The following is a 22,696-nucleotide window of genomic DNA, read 5'->3' on the forward strand; positions in this document are numbered from 1 at the left end:
CCTGATTTTCTAGAGATAGATCGCGGCGCCGGCGCCGGTGTTGACGCTGGCGTCCTTCAGCGTTTCCACGATGAAGGCGACCTGATCGCGGGTGATCTTGCGGTGCAGCGGCAGGGCCAGCACACGGTCCGCCGTCTTGGTGCACACCGGGCAGGCGCCGCGCCCGGCGCGCTGTTCGCCCTGGGCCTCGACCAGCGACTCGATGTAATATTGCTGGGTGTGCAGCGGCTGGCCGTAGTCGCTGGCGTCGATGTCGTGGGTGTCCAGATCCTCGATGATCGACCGGCGCCCCGACGCGGTGAAGCGGGTGCCGAGATGGACGCAATAGACCATCGGGTTGACCACCTCGGCCCCCGGCCCGCGGTAAGGCGGCTTGATCCCCTCGAAGCTCGCCATCGCCGCGTCGTAATAGGCGATGACCAGATTGCGGCGGGTCAGGATCTCCGGCAGGCGTTTCAACTGTACCAGGGCCAGCGCGGCATTCAGGTCGCTCATCCCCGCCTGCCAGGGCAGGGTGCGGGTGATGACCACCGTGTTGCGGTGCTCCGTCTCGCGCCGGCGCATGTAGCGCAGCCGATGGGCGAGGTCGCGGTCGTCGGTGACGATCATTCCGCCTTCGCCGGCCAGCAGGATGCCGGGTTCGGAAAAGTCGAAGACCGCAGCGTCGCCGAAGGTGCCGACCATCTGCCCCTTGTAGGTGGAACCGATGGCCTCGGATGAATCCTCCAGCAAGATCAGGCATTTGGCGTTCGCCAGCGCGCGCAGTTCATCCCAATGGGCGGGGTGGCCGTTGACGTTGGCGGCCAGGACCGCCTTGGTCTTCTCCGTGACCAGGGCCGCCGCCTTTTCCGGGTTGATGGTGTGCTGCCAATAGTCGATGTCGACCAGCACCGGCGTGGCCCCGGACAGCGCCACCGCATGCTGGACCTGATGCCAGCCGAAGGGGCTGCACAGCACCTCGTCGCCCTCGCCGATGCCGTAGCCCTTCAACATCAGCAGCGTCGCCATGGTGCCGCTGGACACCGCCACCGCATGGTCGCGGCCGACATAGGCGGCGAAGGCGTCCTCGAACGCCCGCACCATCCGCCCGTCGCTCAAGGCACCGGAGGACAGCAGGCGACCCAGCATCTCGACCTCGGCGCCGGAAATATCCGGGTCGGTCAGCGGGATGTAGTCGTCAACCTCGTCGTCGGCGGCGGGGGAGGGATGTGGAAGGGCTGCGGCGGCCTCGCTCATTCACTCGTCCTCGTCCCGTTGGGCGATCACGACGCCGGTGGCAAGCTCCGGCTTGTCGGTGATGAGCCAGCAGTGGTTGTTGCCGTCCACCAGATGCAGGTCGAAGCCCGCCTCCTCCCGGAAGGGATCCTCGGCCATCACCGCGGCCATGGCGCCGGTGACGGTCTTCAGGTCCGGGTTCGCCTCGCGCACGCCGCGGACCACGGCGTCGAGCGTGCCGCCCCCGGCGAACAGCCGGCCGGCCAGCGTGGCGATGCTGTCGATGTGTTCAGGAGACAGGGCCATGGGCGTCACTCCGTTCCGCGTTTCTTGGCGTCTACGGTGATCGGCAGGCGGGTGTCCGCCGGCATTTCCGGCAGGTCGAGCGTCCAGCCATTGGCGATCTTGATCCAGCCGCCCCACAGGTCCGGCTTCTCCATTTCGACGATGGGTTCCTCCAGGTCCTTCTTGGCGACGTAGATCGTGTATTGCTCCGACGCCTTGCGGATCATCACCTTCATCACCGGCACTCCATCCTGTTGTTCTGATTCGCTTTTGTCTTAGGCGGCGACCAGCCGGGCATGCAGGGCCGGCAGTTCCGACAGGACGGCGTCCACCTCCGCCGCGGTGGTGTAGCGGCTCAACGAAAAGCGCAGGCTGGCGGCGGCCTGCGCGCCGCTCAGCCCCATGGCGGTCAGCACATGGCTCGGCTCGTTGCCGCCGGAGGAGCAGGCGGCGCCCATCGACACGGCGATCCCGGCCCGGTCGAGCCGCATCAGCAGTTCCTCCGCATCCAGCGGATGGCCACGGCCGTCGGCGAAGCGGATATTGCTGGTGTTGGGCAACCGGGCTGCGCCGGCCCCGTTCGCCACCGCGCCGGGCCAGCGGGCGAGGATGCCCTGCTCCAGCCGGTCGCGCAGGAAGGCGATCAGGTCCGCTTCGTCCAGCCACAGCGATGCCAACGAGGCGGCGGCGCCGAAGCCGACGATGCCCGGCACATTCTCCGTCCCGCCGCGACGGCGGCGTTCCTGATGGCCGTGGATCAGCGCGTGGAAGGGAGCACCCTTGCGGACATAGAGCGCGCCGACCCCCTTCGGCCCGTGCATCTTGTGGGCCGACAGCGTCAGGTAGTCGGCGATGCCGCAATCGACCGGCACGCGGCCCGCCGCCTGCACCGCGTCGCTGTGGAACAGCGCGCCATGGGCATGGGCGATGGCCGACGCCCCTTCCACCGGCATCAGCACGCCGGTCTCGTTGTTGGCCCACATCATGGAGACCAGCGCCGTCGCCTCCGTCACCGCGGCGGCGAGATCGACCAGCGAGGGCAGGCCGTCGCGGTTCACCGGCAGGACGGTGACGCGCCAGCCGCGCTGGCGCAGATCGTCGAACAGGGCGAGCGTCGCCGGATGCTCCACCGCGGTGGTGACGATGTGGTCGCGGCGGTGGTCGGTCTCCTCGATGACGCGGAGCGCGCCGAGGATGGCGGCGTGCGTCGCCTCGGTGGCGCTGCCGGTCATCACCAGATCGGCCGGCTTCGCGCCGATCAGTGCCGCGACCTGCGCCTTGGCCTCGCTGACCGCGCGACGGGCGGCCATGCCGGCGGAATGCGGGCTGGACGGGTTGGCGAACGCGCCGAACAGGTGCGGCATCATTGCGTCGCGCACCTCGGCAGCCAGGGCGGTGGTGGCGTTGTTGTCGAGGTAGACGGTCATCACATCACCCCCCATCACATCACTCCCCTTCACATCACACCGGGCACGCCGCGCCGCGACCCGTCGGCCGGGACGATCTCCTCCTCCAGGCAGCCGACGACGGTGCCGCCGGGGAACTCCACCAGATAGACCGGCAGGCTGCCTTCCTCGGTGCGGCCGACGCGGACGATCACGCCCGGCGTGCCCTTCGGCGCCAGCAGCGCGCCGTCCGGCACCTGCGGATGGCTGCCGTCGTTGAACAGGTCCTCCTGCACCGTGACCCGCAGGCCCCAGTCGTACAGCGGTTCGCGCGGCGGGATGAAACCGGGCTTGGCGGCGGCTTCGACGTCGGACATCGCGAGGCTCCTTATCTGTGGGGGACCGGTGGCTATTGCGGGTCGTTGCAGTGGGCGTCGATCACCTCCAGCTCGCGCGCGCGCATGCCGACGACGACCCGTTTTTCATAAAAATCAATGGCGTAGATGTAATACATCTGCAGATAGGTCCCGACGGAGATGACGTAGCCGACATCGCCCTCGCGGATCAGGAAGTCGCCGACCGGCCGGCCGGGATAGGTCCCGTCGTTGCGCACGTCGCGCAGCGCCTTGACCTTGAAGCCCTGTTCCAGCACCGGCGGGCCGACCAGCTCGTTGGCGTCCTCGGCGCTGCGGGCGCGCTCGCGGCGATACGGAGTGGTGGTTTCGGTGTCGGTCATGGCGCTGGCGCTCCGTCGGTTGAGGGGCCGCTACAGGGGCGGAAGGTCGTTGGCAATTGCGAGACCGGCGGCGCGCTGGCGGGCGATCGCGCGCACCTCCTCCTCCGGGTCGTCGAGCAGGGGGCCGAGTTGCCCGGCGTCGATCCGCCCGGCGACGGCGAGGCGGACCATCCAGTCGGCATCCTGCAGCAGCACATGCAGCTTCGACGCCGACAGCCGTTGCGCCACCACCAGCCGCACCCGCGGGCTGTCGTCCCAGGCGAGGCTGGGCAGCCAGTCCATGGAAAGGCGGCGGGCGACCTCCACCCGAACCTCCGGGTCCTCGTCATGCATCATCGCCGGCAACATGCCGTCGGGGATCCGCCGCACCACGCGCAACCGTACCGAACAGTCGGGGTCGCGCATCAGCGGGGCGAGGTCCGCATCCTCCAGCCGGGTGGCGACGGCGATCCGCACCTCGCGGTCCGGGTCGTCGCGCAGTTTCAGCAGCAGGCGGCGCGGCAGCCGGCGGGCCAGGACGGAGCGCACCGTCTCGTCCGGGTCGTTCATCAGCCGGGGAAGCTGGAAGATCGGGGCGAAGCGGGCGGCATTCGCCCGAACTTCGAAATAGGGGTGGCCGAGATGGCCGGCGGCGAGGTCCGGATTCCATTCGAAGAAGCGCTGGATGCGCTTGGCGTAGCGGTCCTGCACGCAGGCCTTCAGCGGCAGGCAATGGCCGGCCAGCTTGCCGCCCGCAGGAAGGGCGGCGGTCTCGGCGTCGAGGCGGCGGTCGCGGTGGGTGCAGCCGGTGCAGTCCACCGGTTCGCCGCGCCAATCCAGGGATTCGAGGATGTCGTCGCTCATGCGCCGGCTTCCTCATGCTCATGCTGGTCGGCAATGGCGATCAGGCGGGCGGCGCCGAAGCGGTCGTCGGGGTCGAGGTCGCGGACCTTGCCCAGCGCCTCCCGCCCGGCGTCGAGCCGGCCGGTGCGCAGAAGCAGGTAGCCGATGGCGACCAAAGCGAACAGGAACAGGCGGGGCGCCGGCTCCAGCCCGCGGAAATCGGCGGTGGCCGGGGTGACGGCGCGCCAGTCGGTGTGGTTGACGCCGAGCGCGGCCATGGCGTGGCCGATCATGCGCTCGCCATAGACCAACGCCCGGTCGAGATTGGCCTTGTAGAAGTGAAACTTGTAATGGCCGAGATCGACAAGGCGATGACCGGGGGCAACCTCCGCCGCGCGGGTGAGATGGGCGAGCGCCGCCCCGCTGTCGGCATAGCTGGCGGCGGCCAGATGCAGGCAGCGTTCCGCCTCGGGCGGGAGATCCCCGCCGTAGTAGCGGCGGGCGAGCCAGTCCTCATCCACCTCGTCCAGCATGGCGCGGCGCTCCTGGGTTTCCCCCCTCCCGAAAGGGAGAGGGGATCAGATCATCACGCCGGGACGCAGCAGTCGGCCGGACAGACGGCGGCGCATTGCGGGCTGTCGAACTGACCCTGGCATTCGGTGCATTTGGCCGGGTCGATAACGTAGGTGCCCTTCTTCAGGCTGATGGCGATGTTCGGGCACTCGGCCTCGCAGGCGCCGCAGACGGTGCATTCGGCGGACTTGATCTTGTAGGCCATGGCTCTCTCCTTCGGTGATGGGATGGCTGTGGAAGGGGGAAGAGGAAGGGGCGTCAGGCACGTCGCGCGGTCAGCGCCCCGGTGCGGATCACCGCATCCTGGCCGGCGCGCGATTGAACGACACCCTGGCCAAGCCGCTCGGCATAGTCCTTGAAGTAGGCCAGTGCCGATTCCTCGATGTAGTCGAAGGCGAAGCGGTCGACCGGCTCGATCCCGGCATCGGCCAGCGACTTCGACGGGCAGCCGCCGATCTTGGCGACGAACACCGCGGTGCAGTCGTTGATGGCCGCCAGCACGCCGTCCAGCGTGTCGCCGTCGCCGGAGCCGCCCTCGCAATACTGGTCGACGCGGCGATGGCCGACGAACTTGGCGCCGCCCGGGCCGACCTCGTAGATCTGGAATTCCTTGGCGTGGCCGAAATGCTCGTTGATGCGCTCGCCGCCCTTGGTGGCGACGGCGATCAGGATCGGATCGACCGCGGTGCCGACGCTGTCGCGGACATCGGCCTGGGCGGCGGCCTTGGAGGCATGCCGGCCGGCGCGTTCGGCCTCGACATGCTCGCGGTAGCTGCGGCGGGCTTCGTCGTCATAGTCGATGGCGCCCATCGCCTCGATCTTGTCGGCGGTGAACTCCTCGCCGCGGTCCTCGCCCAGCAGGCCGACCGCATCGGCGCGGCACTGGCGGCAATGGCGCATCAGCTTGGCCCCGCCCTCGCAGGCGTCCTGCACCACTTTCAGTTCCTGCGCGGTCGGCCCGCGCTGGCCGTTCAGGCCAAACCAGGTGCCATGCGCCGGGTCGGAAATCAGCGGCATGATGTTGTGCAGGAAGGCGCCGCGGCTCTTCACCGCCTTGTTCACCTCCAGCAGGTGTTCGTCGTTGATCCCCGGGATCATGACGGAGTTCACCTTCACCAGAATGCCGCGCGAGGTCAGCATCTCCAGCCCCAGCATCTGCTGCTCGTGCAGGATCTTGGCGGCGTCGAGCCCGGTCCAGCGCCTGTGCTTGTAAAAGATCCACGGGTAGATCTGCGCGCCGACTTCCGGATCGACCATGTTGATGGTGATGGTGACGTGGTCGATGTTGTATTGCGCGATGGTGTCCACCTGCTCGGGCAGGGCCAGACCATTGGTGGACAGGCACAGCTTCAGGTCCGGCGCCTTCTTCTGCAGCATTTCGAAGGTGGCGAAGGTGTTCTTGCCGTTGGCCGCCAGACTGTCGCCGGGGCCGGCGATGCCGATCACCGACAGTTGCGGGATTTCCTGGGCGACGGCGAGGATCTTCTTGAGCGCCTGATCAGGGGTCAGTTTTTCGGAGACCACGCCCGGCCGGCTCTCGTTCGAGCAATCGTATTTGCGGTTGCAGTAGTTGCACTGGATGTTGCAGGCCGGGGCGACCGCGACATGCATGCGGGCGAAATAGTGATGCGCCTCTTCCGAATAGCAGGGGTGGTTCTTCACCTTCTCCCACACCGCCGGGTCCATGTCGGCCGGACCGTCCGACGATCCGCAGGACGACGACGAACAGCCGGACGCCGCCTCGGGCGCTGCCGGCATCGTCGCGGACGGGGCCAGTTCCCCCAGCCCGAAGATGCTGTCGAGCGAAACCACGTTGCTCATCATCCACTCCTTCCCTGCCGTGCCGGACGACACCGTTGGACGAAGTGGAGAAAAGCAAGTTCGGGGCCAGAAGGGGAAATGAAGCGTTTACAAGGGTTTGCTGAGATTTGTCGGCATCGCGGACACTGTCGTCATTGCGACAATGGCGGGACCGGTCAGGGGCTTTGTCGGGGTGCCGACAAACCGGTCAGGCCAGTTCGCCGCGGAAGGCGACGACATGGTCCTGGCCCTCGTCCAGCGCCTCCGCCCCGAAGCCGATCAGGCCGCTGCCGACCAGCTTGGTCGAATCGCGGCGCAGCACCAGCGGCGGCGACCCGCCGCTGCGGATGAAGGTGCCGTTGGTGGAATGGTCGGTCAGCAGGAAGCTCTCGCGGGTGAAGTCGATCACCGCATGTTGGCGCGAGGTCTGGCGCGAAGCGATGCGCAGGCCGCTGCTGTCCTCCCGCCCGATGGTGACGCGGGGCAGCGCGCGGCTCATCGCGATCTCCTGTCCGCGGTAGGACAGATGCAGCGTCACCATGGGATCGCCGGCCTCCGTCACCATGGAGAAGCCGAGCGTGGTGCTTTCAATGGCGTCGTCGGCATCGTCGGCGCTACGGACCCGGTGGACGCGGATCGGTGCGGTCTTGCCCTTCATGGCGACGTTGCTCAGCGGTTTGGTCCGGTCGCGCAGGTCGGGCGACAGGCCGTCCACCAATGCCTGGGTCACCAGGATCTCGCCCTGTCGCGCGATCTGCTGCACCCGTGCGGCGACGTTGCAGGCGTCGCCGTACAGGTCGCCCACCCCTTCGATCACAGCGCCGTGATGGATGCCGATGCGCAGCCGCAGGCCATGCCGGTCCTGTCCGTCGATCATCGCGCAGGCGGCGCGGACGCTGTCGTCGCAGGCCGGGAAGGCGGCCAGCAGCCCATCGCCCAGGCTCTTGATCACCCCGCCGCTGTGCTCCTCGACCAGCTGGCGCAGGTGGGCCAGCACCTGCTGCGTCAGCGCCGCGGCGGTGGCGTTGCCGATGCGCTCGTACAGCATCGTGCTGTCCGCGATGTCGACGAACATCAGGGCGAGGGGCTTCTCAAGCGAGGGCAAGACGGAAATCCGTTCGATCGGAAAGATGCCATCGAACCGAAGGCGCGGCAGGGTAGCATGAAACCGCGGCGGGGTGCGACGGCGGTGGTCGCACCCCGCAGGGTTCCGGTTGCGGCATCGGTCAGGCGAGCGCCTTAGAACCTCTTGATCTCGATGTTGTATTTGCGGAGCGCGTAGCTGACTTGGCGGGTGGTCATGCCCAGCAGGCGGGCGGCCTTGGCCTGCACCCAGCCGGTGCGCTCCATCGCCCACACAAGACGGTCACGCAGGGGACCCGACTCCGGCTCGTCCAGCGGCAGGTCGGGGGCATCGGCAGGCTGCGGTGCCGGGGCGGAGGGAACCGCGGGAACGGCGGCTGCCGGCTGGGGTGTGGGCAGGGGGGCGATGGCGGTCGGCGGCAGCGGCTTGGACGCGCCGCAGACCGGCGCCGGACCGGCGGAACAGCCCGACGCGCAGGCCGGCCATTGTGTTCCGTTCGCCGCCCCGTTCGCCGCCCCGTTCGCCGGTGCCGGCACCGCAGGCGGCATGCCGGCGTTGGTCGGCTGCTGCGGGCGTCCCAAAGCCGGGTTTGTCGGGGTGCCGCTCATCGACGGGGCCAGCCCGCCGACCGCGGCCCCCATGGTGCGGTACTGGAACAGCACCGACGAGTTGCACAGATTCATGCTGCAGGACAGGTCGGGCACGCGGATGGTGCCGTTGCGGCATTGGGTCGCCGCGCGCTCAATGCAGTTCTCCAGCTCGCGCACGTTGCCGGGCCAGGTGCAGCGGTTCAGAACCTCCAGCGCGTCCCGGTCGATGTCCAGAGTCAGGCCGTTGTCTCGGGCGAATTTTGCGATGAAATGCTTGGCCAGCATGGCGATGTCGCCGCGCCGTTCGCGCAGCGGCGGCAGGTGGATCGTCACCACGTTGATGCGGAAATACAGATCGGCGCGGAACTTGCCGTGGCCGACCGCCTCCTCCAGGTTCAGGTTGGTGGCGCAGATCAGCCGGACGTCGGTCTTGATCGTCTTCGACCCGCCGACCCGCTCGAACTCCTGCTCCTGCAGCACGCGCAGAAGCTTGGCCTGGAAGTTGGAGGAGATGTCGCCGATCTCGTCCAGGAACAGCGTGCCGCCCGAGGCCAGCTCGAACCGGCCCTTGTGGTCCTTCTGGGCGCCGGTGAAGGATCCCTTCTCGTGGCCGAAAAGCTCCGACTCCAGCAGCGATTCGGGCAGGGCGGCGCAGTTGACGCGGATGAAGGGGGCGTCCTTGCGCGGCGACAGGTTGTGGATGGCCCGCGCGATCAGCTCCTTGCCGGTGCCGCTCTCGCCGCGGATCAGCACGGTGGACTTGAAGGGCGCCACCCGATGCACCTGGGCCAGCACATCGACCATGTTGGGGCTGGTGCAGACCACGTCGTTGACCGGCGCCACCACCGGCCGCAGTTCCTTCTGGACGCGGAAGGTCTCGCGCATCATGAAGCGCCGCTCCTCCGCCACCGTCCGGTGCAGGCGCACGGTCTGGCCGATCAGGTTGGCGACCATGGTCAGGAAACGGACGTCGGAGCCGAAATGGCCGCTGGGCCCGTCATCGGAAATGCGGTCGATGGTCAGCACGCCGACGACGGTGCCGGCCGCCTTGATCGGCACGCCGACCAGCGACGCCACCTGTTCGTCCAGGTCGTCGCGCCCGCCGGAGCGGTTGTTGAACAGCGGCTCCTCGGCAAGATTGGGGACGACGGCCGGCATGCCGGTCTTCAGGATGCGGCCGCTGATGCCTTCGCCCTGGCTGTAATCGATCTCCTGCGCCGTCGAATCCTTCGGCAGTCCAAGCGCCGCGACCAGACGCAGCGCATTGTCCTCCCCCTGGAGGTAGACGCGGCCACGGTGCATCTGCAGCTGGTAGGACAAGGCGCGCAGCACTTCGCGCAGGGTCTGTTCCAAATCCAGCGACGACCCGAGGATTTTGCTGACCTCGTAGATCGTCAGCAGCTCGAGGCTGGAAGATGACGCGGACTGGGCAGCACTCGGCATGATCGATCCCCTCGCTCGGCTTGGGACCCGGCCACGCGCCGGACGGAATGATCCAGGCATCGCAATGCATCGGGTCCTGGCGTCAGCGCCTTGATCCGCCCCTCCCGAAAACCGCGGCGACCGTTGGTCCGGCCGCGCTGTTCGTGCCCTGTTTTTGTTGGTGCCCGGGTCTCGGCGCCCATTCGGCGGACCGGGCTTGGCTGCGGCCCGTTCGCACGCTGCCGACCGGTGGAAAGTGTCTGTGACTACTCGCCGAAAGGCAAGACCTTTTGCATAGATCCTGTTGCGTTGCACAATGGGCTTAGCCATTGGTGGCACGACGCCTTCATGTTAATAACTGACCAGTCAGTTATGAAGAGGGCTGCACCATGCCCGACCGCGCTCCCCGTACCGAACCGGAGGCCCTGCCGCGCTGGCGCCGCCGCAAGGACGCCCGTCCGCAGGAGATCGTCGCCGCGGCGATGGATGTCTTCGCCGAACGCGGCTTTGCCGCCGCGAGGCTGGAGGAGGTGGCGGCTCGCGCCGGCGTCAGCAAGGGGACGCTCTATCTCTACTTCCCCAGCAAGGACGAGCTGTTCAAGGCGGTGATCCGCGCCGCCATCCTGCCCAATCTGGAGCAGGCCGAAGCCATGGCCGCCGCCGCTGCGGGGCCGTGCTTTCCGGTGCTGGAACGGCTGCTGCGCATGGTGGCGCATCTGGTCGCGACCACGCGTGCGGCCACCATCCCGCGGCTGGTGATCGCCGAGGCCGGCAATTTCCCGGATCTTGCCGCCTTCTACCACCGCGAGGTGATCCGCCGCGCCTTCGGCGTGCTGGCTTCGCTGCTGCAGCGGGGGATCGCGAGCGGGGAGTTCCGTCCGGTGGACGTCGATCCCACCGTCCGCCTGATCGTCGCCCCGCTGCTGATGAGCGCGGTCTGGCGCACCTCCTTCGACGGGCTGGACGGCGAACCGCCGCTGGACGTGCCGGCACTGGTGGAGACGCACATCGACAACCTGGGCCGGGTGCTGTTGCGGGATGCGGGGGAGACGACGCCATGAGCGGTATCCTGGCCGGTCTCGTGGATGGACTGGCAGCCTTCGCGCTGGCGCTGGGGCTTCCTTTCGGCGCCGACGGGCCGCCACCGCTCGCCCACGGCTATGCCGAGGGGGAGTATCTGCGCATCGCCGCCCCCAGTGCCGGAACCTTGGAAAGCCTGTCGGTGGTCCGCGGCGCACAGGTGGCGGCAGGGGCGCCCCTGTTCGCCATCGACCGTGCCACGGCCAATGCGGAGCGCGACCGGCTGGCCGCGGTACTGGCCCAGGCGCGGGCCCAGCGTGCCGACCTCGCCACCGGCAAGCGGCCACAGGAAGTGGCGGTGCTGACCGCCCAAAAGGCGCGGGCGGAGGCAGCCCTGCGCTATTCCTCCGCCGAACTGGCCCGCCAGCAGGCACTAGTCGCCCGCAAGGTCACCTCCCCCGACAAGCTTGATCAGGCGCGCGCCGCTTACGACCGCGACCGCGGCCAGTTGGCGGAGGCCGACGCGCAATTGGCGGTCGCAGCGCTGCCCGCCCGGCCCGAGCAATTGCGCGCCGCCGACGAGGCGGTGTCCCAGGCCGAAGCGGCGCTGGCCCAGGCGGAGCGCCGGCTGGCCGATCTCGCGCCCGCCGCCCCGGTCGCGGCGCTGGTGGACGACACGCTCTACAACCCGGGCGAATGGGTGCCGGCGGGTTCCCCGGTGGTGTCGCTGCTGCCGCCGGAGCGGGTGAAGCTGGTGCTGTTCGTTCCCGAAACCGCCATGGCGGCGGTGGCGCCGGGCACGGTGCTGTCGGTGCGCTGCGACGGCTGCCCGCCCGGCCTGTCGGCGCGGGTCACGCGCATCGCCTCCCAGGCGGAATACACCCCGCCGGTGATCTACAGCGTCGGCAGCCGCGAAAAGCTGGTCTTCCGGGTGGAGGCGGTGCCGGGGAGGCCGCTGAATCCGGGGCTGCCCGTGGATGTCTGGCCCGCGGATGTCGGGCCGGTGGAGAGGCCGCAATGACGGCGGAGGCCCCTCCCGCCATCGATGTGCGCGGGCTGGTGAAGCGGTTCGGCACCAAGACCGTGGTCGATGATGTGTCGATCCGGGTGGAGACCGGCGAGATCTATGGCTTTCTCGGTCCCAACGGGTCGGGCAAGACCACGACGATCCGCCTGTTGTGCGGGCTGCTGACCGCGGATGCGGGCGAGGGGACCTGCCTCGGTCTCGATATCCGGCGGCAGAGTGCGGAGATCAAGCGGCAGGTCGGCTACATGACCCAGAAGTTCAGCTTCTGGGAGGATTTGAGCATCGCCGAGAATCTGGATTTCGTCGCCCGCATGTACGGCCTGCCCGACCGGCGGCGCCGGGTGGCCGATGCGCTGGACAGGCTGGGGCTGTCCAACCGCCGCACGCAGTTGGCGGGGGAACTGTCGGGCGGCTGGAAACAGCGCCTCGCGCTTGCCGCCTGCATCCTGCACGAGCCGAAGCTTCTGCTTCTCGACGAGCCGACCGCCGGCGTCGATCCCAAGGCGCGTCGGGAGTTCTGGGACGAGATCCACCGGTTGGCCGGGGAAGGGCTGACCGTGCTGGTCAGCACCCATTACATGGACGAGGCGGAGCGCTGCCATCGCATCGCCTACATCGCCTATGGCACGATGATGGCCCACGGCACGGTGGAGCAGGTCGTCGCCGATTCGGGCCTGCACACCCGTCTGGTCGCGGGCGAAGGTCTGCACCGCATCGCTGAGACGCTGGAAGGCCAGCCAGGGGTGGAGATGGTGGCCGTCTTCGGCAGCCGACTGCATGTCAGCGGCACTGACGCCGTCGCCCTCGACCGGGCACTGGCCCCCTGGGCCGGACGGCCGGATCTGCGGATCACCGCGACGGACCCGACGTTGGAAGACGTCTTCATCCACCTGATGAACCGCAGCACCGACAACTTCCGCTGAGGAACTTACTCGGTCTGGGCCGAGGTGACGCCGGTGTTCTTGTTCCACTTCAGCGTCAGCTTGGAGATCTGGCACAGGTTCAGCCCGTCCCAAACCGCCGACTCGCCGTCGTCATACACGACCTTCATGTCCCACTTGCAAGTCTTCTCGGCCTTGGCGAAGGCGACCTCGAAGTACTCGCCGTCGTTCAGGACATCACGGCCGAGGATGTCTTCATCCCAGCTGTTGTTGTTGTTCTCGGACACGTAGACGTGCTTCAGCGGGTAGCCGGTCTTGTTGACGATCGTGAAGTCCTGCTGGCCGGCGAGTGCCGCGCCGTGCATCAGGAACAGCGAGGACGCAACCAGCAGGGCCTTGGCGGCGATGTTCTTCAAGATGATCTCCGTGGGGAAAACAAGTTTGTGTCTAAGTTTGGGCATTGCAATCGAAGGGCGTCAACAGCTGAGTTAATCCAAAAGTAAGTAGGACGCTAAACGACTGTTTATTCCCGCTGTGAGAAAGAAACTTTTAGTGCTTTTCGATTGCATTCCGGTAATGACGGTTAGCAACCATTCACTGTTTGCGATAAACATCCTCAGCGTATCAGCCGCACCTTCGGCCCGGAGGTACCACAGGGCAGTTTGCGGGTTGCAAGAGGCCAATGGTCGCAAGCGTTTGGCGCGTCGGGAACTTTGTCGCGGCGCACATGATATGGTACATGATGAAAACCGGCACCGGACGCCGGGCAAGATCATGACCAAGTACTGGACCGCTGCCGGTCCCGCCGGGGCGGTCCCAATCCAGGGGAAGGAACAACGCATGTCGGGATTCAAGGACGCGCCGCCGGATGACCGTTCGGAGATGACTCCGGAACAGGAAAGCGCCATCCGCATCGTGGCCAACAACCTGCACCGTCTGAACGACGCCGTCGTCAAGGCGGTCGAGGCCGGCGTGACGGTGGAGCTGATGCGCACCGCCCGTTATCACAACGAAGCCGGCAACTGGGGCGACCAGCTCACCCCGGTGATTCGTCCCGGCAAGTGAACGCATCCGGCCGATTTGGCCGGATCCTCTGAGGAAAGGCCCCATCCGTCCAGCGGGTGGCGGCCTTTTTTCGTATGTCGATAAAATTCCACCGATGACGGAAGAAAGGGTGGCCGGCAGCGGCGGCGGGCACAAACTTCCTGGGCATTCCGCTATCGATGCGAGGCCCAGCCATGCCGTCACGCGATCCCGATCGGCGCGCAGCAGCAAGCCGTGAACCCACCGACACCCCCAACGCCGCGGATGACGCCACCCCGACGCCCGGCGACGTGAACGCGATGTGGAAGCTGCACCGCCTGGAACAGCCGACCTTCGACGACTTCACCCGCGGCCTTTGCCTGGGCCTCGTCTGGTGCATGGCGATGTGGACGCCGATGTTCGTCAGCGCCCTGACCTGATCCCGACAGGCGGCAGCCTCCGGATCTGAGCATCGAACTATACTCCGGCCAGGGACCTGATGCGCACGGCCAGCTGGTCGGGGGTGAAGGGCTTGGCAAGCACCGATGCCGTGTCCGCCCCCATGGTCGCCAGCGATTCCGGGCTGTAGCCGGATGCCAGCAGGACGCGCAGCTGCGGCCAGCGTTCGCGGATGTGCCGTGCCAGGTCGATGCCGGATACGCCGCGGGGCATGACCACGTCCGACACGACCAAGTCGAAGTCGCGGTCGGTTTCCAGCAGTTCCAGTGCCGCCACGCCGTCTTCGGCGGTCTCCACGGTGAAGCCCTCCTGGGTCAGCCCTTCCACCGTCGCCATCAGGACCAGGGGATTGTCCTCCACCACCAGGATGCGCAGCGGGCGGTGATCGGCCACCGGCGCAGTGGGGGCGGGGACCGGTTCCGGCGGCCTCATTTCGGTCAGCGGCAGGTCGATGCGGACGCGCGTGCCTTCGCCCGGCCGGCTGTCGATGGAGGCATTGCCGCCGGACTGGCGGGCGAAGCCATAGACCATCGAAAGGCCGAGCCCGGTGCCCTTGCCGACGCCCTTGGTGGTGAAGAAGGGATCGAAGGCGCGGGCGATCACCTCCGGCGGCATGCCGGCCCCGGTGTCCGATACCTCGATGCGCACGCTGCGCGGTTCCGGTCCGGGCGACGCGGCTATGCGGATCCGCCCGCCGCCGGGCATGGCGTCGCGGGCGTTCAGAACCAGGTTCAGCACCGCCATTTCCAGCTGGACGGAATCGACGGCGACCGCCATCGGCACGGGCGCGATGTCCCATTCCAGCGCGACGTCGGCCCGGACCGACCGTTCCAGCAGGTCGCCCATCCGGCGCAGGCTGTCACCCAGATCGACCACGGTCGGATTCACCGCGTCCTGGCGCGAGAAGGACAGCAATTGGCGGGTCAGCTTCTCCGCCCGCTCCAGCGCGGTGTTGGCACCCGTCAGGAAACGCTGCCCCTCCGGTGGCAGATGGCGGCCCAGCAGATGCATGTTGGCCATCGCCGCGGTCAGCAGATTGTTGAAATCATGGGCGACCCCGCCGGTCAGCTGGCCCAGCGCCTCCATCTTCTGGCTCTGGCGCAGGGCCTCCTCCAGCCTTTCGCGGTTGCGCACCTCCTCCGCCCAGCGGCGCACCGCCGCATTCTCGGAGGCGGCACGGCTGTAGGCCAGCCAGGCGATCAGTGCGAGCGCCAGTGTGGCCGGGGCGACGAAGGCGCCGTCCAGCGCCATGTTGCGCCACCAGGACCGGGTGATCTGCGACTGATCCAGCCCGTAGACGACATAGACCGGGAAATCGCCGACCCGTTTGTAGGCGAACACGCGCTCCAGACCTTGCACATGGCTGACGTCGGTGCGGAACAGCCCTTCGACCGGCTGCTTGCGGATTTCGCCGCGCAGCCCGCGGTCGGGCGGCAGGGTGGGGAGCGCCGCCGGCCCTTGCCGCCCTTCCAACGGCGGGTAGCGCATCAGGATCACGCCGTCGTCGCGGATCAGCGAGATGGATTCGCCTTCGGCGCCGATGACCTGCTGATAGAAGCTGAAGAAATAATCGGGATTGACGATGGCGGCGATGATCCCGTCGAAGTTGCCGTCGGGACCGCCGGGGCCGCTGCGGCGCCGGCTGATGCCGAAGGTGGCCTTGCCAGTGGCTGCATCCGCGATCGGTCCGGCGATGAGCAGGCCGGCGTCGCTCTCCCGCTGTTCCCGGAAATCGGCGCGATCTCCGATGTAGCTGTTGCGCGACGGGAAGACGCGGCTGGAATTGCGCACGGTACCGGTGGAATCGGTCAGACCGATGGCGCCGACCTGGTCCAGCTCTCCCACCAGGGTCCGCAGATAGCGGTGCAGCGACTCCGATTCGCCGATCTCGCGCCAGCTTCGGCCGTGGACGCGCTCGTCCACCCGGTCCAGAACCTGCGCCATGGTGTCGAACACCTTCAGCACATGTTCGTGCAGAATCAGCGCGTTCTTGCGGCTGCTCCGTTCGGCCTCTTCCTGGGCCTCGCCCCGCTCGCGCCATCCGATGCCGGCGAACAGCACAAGCGGCAAGGCCACCGACACCGCCAGCAGGAGGCGAAGCAGCCGCAGGGACCCTCTGCGATCGGTCCGGCTTTCGGGGCTGCGAAAGGGCATTGCCATCCACTGTTGGGAAAAAGGAGCGGGACGGCCACGGGGACGCCGCCCCTATCACCTTGGACGATGCACTGAAGCCGGGGCAATTCCGACTTCCGGCTGGTCCGGCCTTACGATTCGCAGGTGCAGGCGCGCGGGAACCGCCCCTCGGTCCAGCGGCGACGGCGGATGTCGGCCTCGTCCTCGCCGGAACGCGGCATGTTGCAGACGGCGCCCAGCCGGTCGCGCAGATGGTCGAGATGGGCGTTGGTCAGGATGGCGATGCCGGCGAAGAAGGGCTCCCGGCAGCGGGTGGCGACCCGGCTGCAGAAATTCGGCACCCAACGCAACGGATGGCGGTCGAGGAACCGGACCGCGTCGGCGGCCTGGCCGCGGTCGAGCAGGGTGGCCAGCAACGCCAGTTCCACCGCGACATGGTCGTCGGGCAGCCGGTCGAACGGCGGGCGGCGAAGTTCCGTCTCCAGCCCGGTCCGCCAGCGCTGGAGCGAGGCGGCGGCCTCGGCCCGGACCCGCTCGTCCATCCACGGCCCTTCCATTGGGCAGGCGCGCAGGTCCTCGCCGTGGTGGATGGCGGTGAAATCGGCGGCCAGAGGGGCGAGACAGCGGCGGGTGATCCGTTCGGGCAGATCGCTCACCACCTCGTCCACCAGGGCGGCGGCCTGAAGGGCGTCGTCGCGGTCGAGCGTAAGCGGACCGCGGCCTACCGGGCTCTGGCGCAGTGCCGTCAACAGAGCCGGCGTCGGCTCCTCCGCATGGAAATGAGCGAGGCGGCGCAGGGCCTCGGCCGAGATGCGGAGGCCCGCGTCTTCCCGGGCGGCGGCTGGGGAGTTGGCCGCTCCAAGACGCTCGGCCGTTTCGAGAACCATGCTCTCCACGCTGTTCCTCCCGGCTGTCGGGCCTGACCGGGCGTGTGCCGGAACCGGGCCGCATGGGAACGTTGCACGAATGGGCTTCGTGTCTTGTCGGCTTCTTGGCTTGGTACCGTCGGCGGCCGATCGGCGGCCCGAACGTTTGCGCGATCTTGTTCGTAGTCTTTACTACCAGCGGGACGATCCATGGTCAACGCGGCCGATGGGCATGAACCGGACGGCGGCGGGAATAGACCGGCGGTTGCCTTGCGGCGCGATGTCCGGCCATATCGACGGATTCCAATCCCCGTGCAGGAGCCTGCCCGCCATGCCGCTTCCCCTCATCGAACAGGCCGACGCCGAACCGGAGGTGCGCGCCGTCTACGACGACATCAAGGCGACGCGCAATGTCCCGGACGTGAACAATTTCTGGAAGGTGATCGCCCATCATCCGCCGACGCTGGCGCGGACCTGGGACAGCCTGAAGGAGGTGATGGCCCCCGGCGCGCTGGATCCGCTGATGAAGGAGATGATCTTCGTCGCGGTCAGCGTGACCAACAACTGCCAGTACTGCATCCGCTCGCACGAGGCGGCGGCGCGCCGGCTGGGCATGACCGACGCGCAGTTCGGCGAACTGATGGCGGTGGTGGGAATGGCGAACGAGACCAATCGCCTCGCCGTCGGCTATCAGGTGGAACTGGACGAGCGGCTGAAGTGAAGCGGCGTCAAGCGGCCCGCTTCTGCGGCTGGGCCGCCGCCTTGTCCGGTCGCTGTCCAACCTGCTGCTCGATCTGCTGTTTCTGGCACCGCTCCAGACGACGTTGCGGCAAGCCGTTGATCAGGTCGCTGCGGACGGTGAAATGGGCGATGCTGCGCCCGTCGCCCAGCTCCTCGCTGGCAATGCGTTCCACGTGCACCTCCACGTCCCAGCCGATCTTCGCCCAGGCGGCCCGGATGCGGCGGGCCAGCTCGTGGGCGCCGCGCTCGCTGAAGCTGTCGAGCCGCCCGGCGGACGGGCCGGGATGGAAGCGGGGATAAAGCTGGGGCATGGCCGTTTCTCCTTGGCTGGGGCGGCGCACCGGGCATGTCCGGCGGTCCGTGCAGCGAAGGAATAATCCATATTGGATTATAAGGGCCATTGAATACCGATACCGGATCGGTATAGCCTCAGGGCTCCTGCAGCCCCACGACGGTGTGCAAGGTGTCGAGATCCTCCAGCGGAACGGCGAACTCGCGGTCCGCAGGCTGATATTCGCGCAGCACCACCGCCTCGGGGCCGCGGCGCACGAACTCCTTCACCAGCACCGCCTTGTTGCGCTTGACCACCACCACCCCGGCCCCCGGCGCCGGTGGCTTGTGCGGGTTGACGTGCAGCAGCTGTGCCGGCCGAAATCGTGGCATCATCGATTCGCCGACGACATACATGGCGTAGGGATCGCGGGCGTTCTTTAGATAGTCGGGACGGGCGATCCAGTCGATCGGCCCGTCCTCCAGGAACATCTCCTGGTCCACCCCGCCGCGCGCCGCGGCCCGTACCGGCATGGATGCGGCCGCTTGGACCTGCTGCGCCCCGGCCGGCGGCGTTCGCAGCAGCGCCGGCATCGCGGGCCGTGCCGGGCGCGCCGTCACGGGGGCGGCCGGCAGGTCGAGGCCGAGCAGCACCGCCGGCTCCACGCCCAGCGGCTGGGCGAGCTTGACCGCCCAATCGACGGTCATCTTGCGCTGGCCGGTCTCCAGCTTGTTGATCTGGGGCTGGGAGGTGCCGGCCAGTTCGGCCAGCTTCTCCTGGCTCAGCCCGGCGGCCTGCCGCAGTTCACGCATGGTGGTCATGGACCGTTCATACCAAAACGGCTTTGGAAAGTCCAACGCTGCGGAATAAATCCGGTTGCGCGCAGAAGCCGGCCTGGTCTAAACCATTGCGGTATGACGCTCGATGACTGGCTCACCCGGACCGCAACCAAGGAAGAGGCCTTTGCCGCCCTGATCGGGACGAGTCAGGCCACGGTCAACCGCTACCGCCACGGCCGCCGGGTTCCCCGTCCGGCAGTGATGGCACGCATTGCCGCAGCGACCGGCGGGCAGGTGACGGCGAACGACTTCCACGGGCTGGCGGGGGAGGGCTGAGGGCAAGACGCGCGCAACAAAAAAGGCCCCTTCCCACCGGGAAAGGGCCTTTTCCGTGAAACTGCCGCTCGTTACGAGAACAGGCTCGACACCGACCGCTCTTCGCTGATGCGCATGATCGCTTCGGCGAGCAGGGGGGCGATGGTCAACTGGCGGATGTTGCGCGACACGCGGACCGCTTCGGTCGCCTGGATGCTGTCGGTGGTGACCAACTGTTCCAGCGGAGAGACGGCGACGCGAGCGACCGCACCGCCGGACAGGACGCCGTGGGTGCAGAAGGCATGGACCGACTTGGCGCCGGCTTCCATCAGCGCGACGGCGGCATTGCACAGCGTGCCGCCCGAGTCGACGATGTCGTCGATGAGGATGCAGCGACGGCCATTGGCGTCGCCGATGATGTTCATCACCTCCGACACGCCGGCGCGTTCACGCCGCTTGTCGATGATCGCCAGATCGGCGTCCAGGCGCTTGGCCAGGGCGCGGGCGCGCACCACGCCACCGACGTCCGGCGACACGATGGTGATCTCGTCGATGCTCTCGAAGGACTGGCGGATGTCCTTCTCGAAGACCGGAGCGGCCATCAGGTTGTCGGTGGGGATGTCGAAGAAGCCCTGGATCTGGCCGGCGTGCAGGTCCATCGTCAGCACGCGGTTGGCGCCGGCCTGGGTGATCAGGTTGGCGACCAGCTTGGCCGAGATCGGCGTGCGCGGGCCGGTCTTGCGATCCTGCCGAGCATAGCCGTAATAGGGGATGACCGCCGTGATGCGCCGGGCCGACCCGCGCCGAAGCGCGTCGATCGTCACCAGCAGTTCCATCAGGTTGTCGTTGGCCGGGAACGAGGTCGACTGGACGACGAACACGTCCTCGCCGCGCACGTTCTCCAGGATCTCGACGAACACCTCCATGTCGGAGAAACGGCGCACGCTCGCTTTCGTCAGCGGCACGCCGAGACAGGTGGAGATCGCCTCGGCCAGCGGACGGTTGCTGTTGCCGGCAAGCACCTTCATCGGGGTCGGCTCTCTTTGCAGGGATACGGCTCAAGGCACGTTCGCCGCTTGCGCGCCGGCGCCCCTTGAAAACGGGGCGGACCATAACAAAGGGTCGTGCCCATGTAAACGTTCGATGACGGTGGCATCTTTCCCCATTGGGGAATGCCGCCCTGCGCGGGCGGCATGACCGTTGCGCGATGGCCGCCCGTTCGGGCCGTTTCAGTTCTGCAGGACGATGGCCGAAAGGCCTCGGCCATAATCCGGCTCACCCCGAAGGCAGGAGCGGCGGTAGCTGAAAAAGCGGTCCTCCTCCGCCACCGTGTCGTTGGGGCAGCGCTGGATCACCGTGACGCCGGAGTCGCCCAGCCGCCGGGTGACGTAGGCGGCCAGATCGAACAGGAAATGGCCGGGCTTGCGGGCGGGGGCGAAATAGTCGCGGTTGCGCGGGTCCTCCTCCTCGAACGGGGCGGGGAATTCCGGCCCCACCTCGTATGAGCGCTGGGCGATGCAGGGGCCGATGCAGGCGACGATCCGGTTCGGCTTGGCGCCCAGCTCCACCATGCGGGCGACGGTCGCCTCGATCACGCCGGCCCGGGCGCCCTTCCAGCCGGCATGGGCCGCACCGATCACGCGGGCCTTGCTGTCGGCGAACAGCACGGGCGCGCAATCGGCGGTCAGGATGCCGAGCGCGATCCCCGGACTCCGGGTTGCCATAGCGTCGGCCTTGGGTGCCGCCTCCGGCGTCCAAGGCTCCTCCACCACCACGCAGGTCGGGCTGTGGACCTGATGGCAGGTGACGAGGTTTTCGGGCGTCACCTCCATCCGTGCCGCGGCGCGGGCGCGGTTCTCGTGCACCGCCGCGGTTGAGTCGTTGGACCCCAGCCCGCAATTCAGCGAGGCGTACAGCCCGGTGGACACCCCGCCGGTGCGGGTGAAAAAGGCGTGGCGGATATGGGTGATGTCGTTCAGCGCGCCGAGTGTGATCACGAACGCCGTCCTTCCCTGTTCTGTGGCTCCCGCTTGCCCAACAGGGCAGGGGGCCGCGATGCACGGTCCGCCCGGTTTGTCTCGATGGCGGTTCCGGTGCTCTTGTCCCTAACCGGTTGTCTGCGCTCGGCCGTCAGAAGCCTGCCGGCGGGGAGGCGTCGGCGAAGGCTCCGGGCGTGGCCAGCGCGACCAGCTTGAACAGCCTGCCCATTTGCGCAGGATCGATCAAGCGGTCCATCGCGCTTTGGATATCCTTGGCCTGGGCCGGGGTAGCCTTGGCCATCAGGGAGGACGCCCGTTGGTGGATGCCCAGGCGGGTCAGCCATTCCCCCTGCTCGACCGGGCCGAAGGATTGGGCTCCCCCTTCCCGCGCGGCGGCGGCGATGCTGGCGAAATCGACATGCGCGGTCAGGTCGGCCTCGCCAGGCGCCTCCAGCACCGGGGCGAAGGCGTGGCGGCGCAGCGCCTGCAGCGTGTCGCCCACCGCGGGGCCCTGGGCATAGCCATAGTCGATCGCCAGAGCGGCGCCGGGGGCGGCGGCCAGCCGGGCGCCGATCAACCGCGCCACCGCCTGCGAGGCGGGAGAGACCTCGACCACGCTGCCGTCGGGCGCATCGCGGAGGGCGTCGGGCACCAGCCGGCTGCCGGAACTGCCGAACGCCTCCAGCACGAATCGGAAGTGCGGATCGGATTCGGTGCTGTCGGGCTCGACATCGACCAGACGCTCGAACCAGCCATGGCTGGTCTTCTGCACCTGACGGATGGGGAGGGCGTCGAAGAATTCGTTGGCGATCAGGATGGTCGGGCCGTCCGGCACATCCTCCAGCCGGTCGTGCCACTGGATGGCATCGCCAAGGATGGGCTGCAGCGTCCGGCGCTGGCGCTCGCGCAGGGCCGGGCTGGTCTCCACCAGATGAACCGTCGCGTTGTCGCGGAACAGCGGCAGCACGGCCGCTGCCCGCAGCGCGTCGGCCATCAGCGTCCCGCGGCCGGGACCGAGCTCCACCAGATGGAAGGGGCCGGGGCCGCCCAGCCGCGCCCAGCTGTCGACGCACCACAGCCCGACCAGCTCGCCGAACATCTGGCTGATTTCCGGCGCGGTGGTGAAGTCGCCGCCGCTGCCGAACGGGTCCTGGCGGATGTAATAGCCAAGGCGCGGGTGACCCAGCGCTTCCGCCATGAAGGCGCCGACGCTGATCGGGCCGTCCATCAGGATGCGGCGGGCCAGCAGATGGGCCAGCGTGTCCGAACCGGCGCTTTCGTCCGCCATGG

27 protein-coding genes are annotated in these 22,696 nt (G+C 68.0%); 7 read left to right on the forward strand and 20 right to left on the reverse strand.

The window, feature by feature from the left end:
• Window positions 1-9: 9 nt before the first annotated feature.
• The 12 genes from J2Y49_RS03585 to nifA form a co-directional block, all read right to left on the reverse strand.
• Window positions 10-1,236 carry a DegT/DnrJ/EryC1/StrS family aminotransferase gene (locus J2Y49_RS03585; RefSeq protein ID WP_310112438.1) on the reverse strand — a complete coding sequence of 409 codons (1,227 nt, stop codon included), beginning with the start codon at window positions 1,234-1,236 and terminating at the stop codon, window positions 10-12.
• Window positions 1,237-1,521: a hypothetical protein gene (locus tag J2Y49_RS03590; protein WP_310112439.1), complete on the reverse strand. Its 285-nt coding sequence runs from the start codon at window positions 1,519-1,521 to the stop codon at window positions 1,237-1,239. It lies immediately after the preceding gene.
• A 5-nt stretch (window positions 1,522-1,526) separates the two neighbouring features.
• Entirely contained in the window at window positions 1,527-1,736 is a 210-nt protein-coding gene (gene nifT, locus J2Y49_RS03595; RefSeq protein ID WP_310112441.1) for a putative nitrogen fixation protein NifT, read from the reverse strand.
• Between the two features lie 39 nt (window positions 1,737-1,775).
• Window positions 1,776-2,927, reverse strand: a complete 1,152-nt coding sequence (locus J2Y49_RS03600; RefSeq protein WP_310112442.1) for an aminotransferase class V-fold PLP-dependent enzyme — start codon at window positions 2,925-2,927, stop codon at window positions 1,776-1,778.
• A 29-nt stretch (window positions 2,928-2,956) separates the two neighbouring features.
• Window positions 2,957-3,262 carry a nitrogen fixation protein NifZ gene (locus J2Y49_RS03605; protein ID WP_063635114.1) on the reverse strand — a complete coding sequence of 102 codons (306 nt, stop codon included), beginning with the start codon at window positions 3,260-3,262 and terminating at the stop codon, window positions 2,957-2,959.
• Window positions 3,263-3,294: 32 nt separating this feature from the next.
• The gene (locus J2Y49_RS03610; protein WP_310112447.1) at window positions 3,295-3,621 is read right to left on the reverse strand and encodes a nitrogen fixation protein NifZ; all 327 of its coding nucleotides are present in this window, start codon (window positions 3,619-3,621) and stop codon (window positions 3,295-3,297) included.
• 30 nt (window positions 3,622-3,651) lie between these two features.
• Window positions 3,652-4,464, reverse strand: a complete 813-nt coding sequence (locus tag J2Y49_RS03615) for a 4Fe4S-binding leucine-rich repeat protein (RefSeq protein ID WP_310112449.1) — start codon at window positions 4,462-4,464, stop codon at window positions 3,652-3,654.
• On the reverse strand, window positions 4,461-4,976 hold the full coding sequence (locus J2Y49_RS03620) for a hypothetical protein (protein ID WP_310112451.1): 516 nt from the start codon (window positions 4,974-4,976) through the stop codon (window positions 4,461-4,463). The genes J2Y49_RS03615 and J2Y49_RS03620 overlap by 4 nt, the downstream gene beginning before the upstream one ends.
• A gap of 53 nt (window positions 4,977-5,029) precedes the next feature.
• Entirely contained in the window at window positions 5,030-5,221 is a 192-nt protein-coding gene (locus tag J2Y49_RS03625) for a 4Fe-4S dicluster domain-containing protein (protein WP_014248512.1), read from the reverse strand.
• Between the two features lie 53 nt (window positions 5,222-5,274).
• Window positions 5,275-6,837: a nitrogenase cofactor biosynthesis protein NifB gene (gene nifB / locus J2Y49_RS03630; RefSeq protein WP_310112457.1), complete on the reverse strand. Its 1,563-nt coding sequence runs from the start codon at window positions 6,835-6,837 to the stop codon at window positions 5,275-5,277.
• Window positions 6,838-7,024: 187 nt separating this feature from the next.
• The gene (locus J2Y49_RS03635) at window positions 7,025-7,921 is read right to left on the reverse strand and encodes an adenylate/guanylate cyclase domain-containing protein (RefSeq protein WP_310112459.1); all 897 of its coding nucleotides are present in this window, start codon (window positions 7,919-7,921) and stop codon (window positions 7,025-7,027) included.
• A gap of 134 nt (window positions 7,922-8,055) precedes the next feature.
• Entirely contained in the window at window positions 8,056-9,933 is a 1,878-nt protein-coding gene (nifA, locus tag J2Y49_RS03640) for a nif-specific transcriptional activator NifA (RefSeq protein WP_310112461.1), read from the reverse strand.
• A gap of 368 nt (window positions 9,934-10,301) precedes the next feature.
• Between nifA and J2Y49_RS03645 the strand changes: the two genes are divergently transcribed.
• From J2Y49_RS03645 to J2Y49_RS03655, 3 genes are read left to right on the forward strand one after another with little or no spacing between them, the layout of a single operon-like run.
• A complete protein-coding gene (locus J2Y49_RS03645; protein ID WP_310112463.1) occupies window positions 10,302-10,973 on the forward strand; it encodes a TetR/AcrR family transcriptional regulator in 672 nt (223 codons plus the stop codon).
• Window positions 10,970-11,953 carry an HlyD family efflux transporter periplasmic adaptor subunit gene (locus J2Y49_RS03650; protein WP_310112466.1) on the forward strand — a complete coding sequence of 328 codons (984 nt, stop codon included), beginning with the start codon at window positions 10,970-10,972 and terminating at the stop codon, window positions 11,951-11,953. The genes J2Y49_RS03645 and J2Y49_RS03650 overlap by 4 nt, the downstream gene beginning before the upstream one ends.
• A complete protein-coding gene (locus tag J2Y49_RS03655) occupies window positions 11,950-12,882 on the forward strand; it encodes an ABC transporter ATP-binding protein (protein WP_310112468.1) in 933 nt (310 codons plus the stop codon). Before J2Y49_RS03650 ends, J2Y49_RS03655 begins: the two co-directional genes overlap by 4 nt.
• A gap of 5 nt (window positions 12,883-12,887) precedes the next feature.
• Here J2Y49_RS03655 and J2Y49_RS03660 read toward each other — a convergent pair whose 3' ends face one another.
• Window positions 12,888-13,256, reverse strand: coding sequence for a hypothetical protein (locus J2Y49_RS03660; protein WP_310112470.1), 369 nt, complete (start codon window positions 13,254-13,256; stop codon window positions 12,888-12,890).
• Window positions 13,257-13,680: 424 nt separating this feature from the next.
• Here J2Y49_RS03660 and J2Y49_RS03665 point away from each other — a divergent pair, with 424 nt between their 5' ends.
• The gene (locus J2Y49_RS03665; protein WP_014248504.1) at window positions 13,681-13,905 is read left to right on the forward strand and encodes a hypothetical protein; all 225 of its coding nucleotides are present in this window, start codon (window positions 13,681-13,683) and stop codon (window positions 13,903-13,905) included.
• Window positions 13,906-14,078: 173 nt separating this feature from the next.
• On the forward strand, window positions 14,079-14,303 hold the full coding sequence (locus J2Y49_RS03670; RefSeq protein ID WP_310112472.1) for a hypothetical protein: 225 nt from the start codon (window positions 14,079-14,081) through the stop codon (window positions 14,301-14,303).
• Between the two features lie 37 nt (window positions 14,304-14,340).
• Here J2Y49_RS03670 and J2Y49_RS03675 read toward each other — a convergent pair whose 3' ends face one another.
• Window positions 14,341-16,398 carry an ATP-binding protein gene (locus J2Y49_RS03675; protein ID WP_310112473.1) on the reverse strand — a complete coding sequence of 686 codons (2,058 nt, stop codon included), beginning with the start codon at window positions 16,396-16,398 and terminating at the stop codon, window positions 14,341-14,343.
• 188 nt (window positions 16,399-16,586) lie between these two features.
• Window positions 16,587-17,342, reverse strand: a complete 756-nt coding sequence (locus tag J2Y49_RS03680; protein WP_206692413.1) for a molecular chaperone — start codon at window positions 17,340-17,342, stop codon at window positions 16,587-16,589.
• A gap of 310 nt (window positions 17,343-17,652) precedes the next feature.
• Here J2Y49_RS03680 and J2Y49_RS03685 point away from each other — a divergent pair, with 310 nt between their 5' ends.
• Window positions 17,653-18,042, forward strand: a complete 390-nt coding sequence (locus J2Y49_RS03685) for a carboxymuconolactone decarboxylase family protein (protein ID WP_194912723.1) — start codon at window positions 17,653-17,655, stop codon at window positions 18,040-18,042.
• A gap of 7 nt (window positions 18,043-18,049) precedes the next feature.
• Here the strand turns inward: J2Y49_RS03685 and J2Y49_RS03690 are convergent, their stop codons facing one another.
• Complete coding sequence (locus tag J2Y49_RS03690) at window positions 18,050-18,373, reverse strand: hypothetical protein (RefSeq protein WP_310112477.1); 324 nt, start codon at window positions 18,371-18,373, stop codon at window positions 18,050-18,052.
• Window positions 18,374-18,491: 118 nt separating this feature from the next.
• The gene (locus J2Y49_RS03695) at window positions 18,492-19,154 is read right to left on the reverse strand and encodes a LexA family transcriptional regulator (RefSeq protein WP_310112479.1); all 663 of its coding nucleotides are present in this window, start codon (window positions 19,152-19,154) and stop codon (window positions 18,492-18,494) included.
• Window positions 19,155-19,247: 93 nt separating this feature from the next.
• Here J2Y49_RS03695 and J2Y49_RS03700 point away from each other — a divergent pair, with 93 nt between their 5' ends.
• Window positions 19,248-19,448, forward strand: coding sequence for a helix-turn-helix transcriptional regulator (locus J2Y49_RS03700; protein ID WP_109105773.1), 201 nt, complete (start codon window positions 19,248-19,250; stop codon window positions 19,446-19,448).
• 71 nt (window positions 19,449-19,519) lie between these two features.
• On the opposite strand, the gene J2Y49_RS03705 is transcribed toward J2Y49_RS03700, so the two are convergent.
• From J2Y49_RS03705 to J2Y49_RS03715, 3 genes are all read right to left on the reverse strand, one after another.
• Window positions 19,520-20,455, reverse strand: a complete 936-nt coding sequence (locus J2Y49_RS03705; protein WP_063635101.1) for a ribose-phosphate pyrophosphokinase — start codon at window positions 20,453-20,455, stop codon at window positions 19,520-19,522.
• Window positions 20,456-20,656: 201 nt separating this feature from the next.
• A complete protein-coding gene (gene pgeF, locus J2Y49_RS03710; RefSeq protein ID WP_310112484.1) occupies window positions 20,657-21,424 on the reverse strand; it encodes a peptidoglycan editing factor PgeF in 768 nt (255 codons plus the stop codon).
• Window positions 21,425-21,557: 133 nt separating this feature from the next.
• A complete protein-coding gene (locus J2Y49_RS03715; RefSeq protein ID WP_310112486.1) occupies window positions 21,558-22,694 on the reverse strand; it encodes an SAM-dependent methyltransferase in 1,137 nt (378 codons plus the stop codon).
• Window positions 22,695-22,696 lie beyond the last annotated feature (2 nt).

Source organism: Azospirillum sp. BE72 (genome assembly GCF_031455875.1).
GTDB lineage: Bacteria > Pseudomonadota > Alphaproteobacteria > Azospirillales > Azospirillaceae > Azospirillum.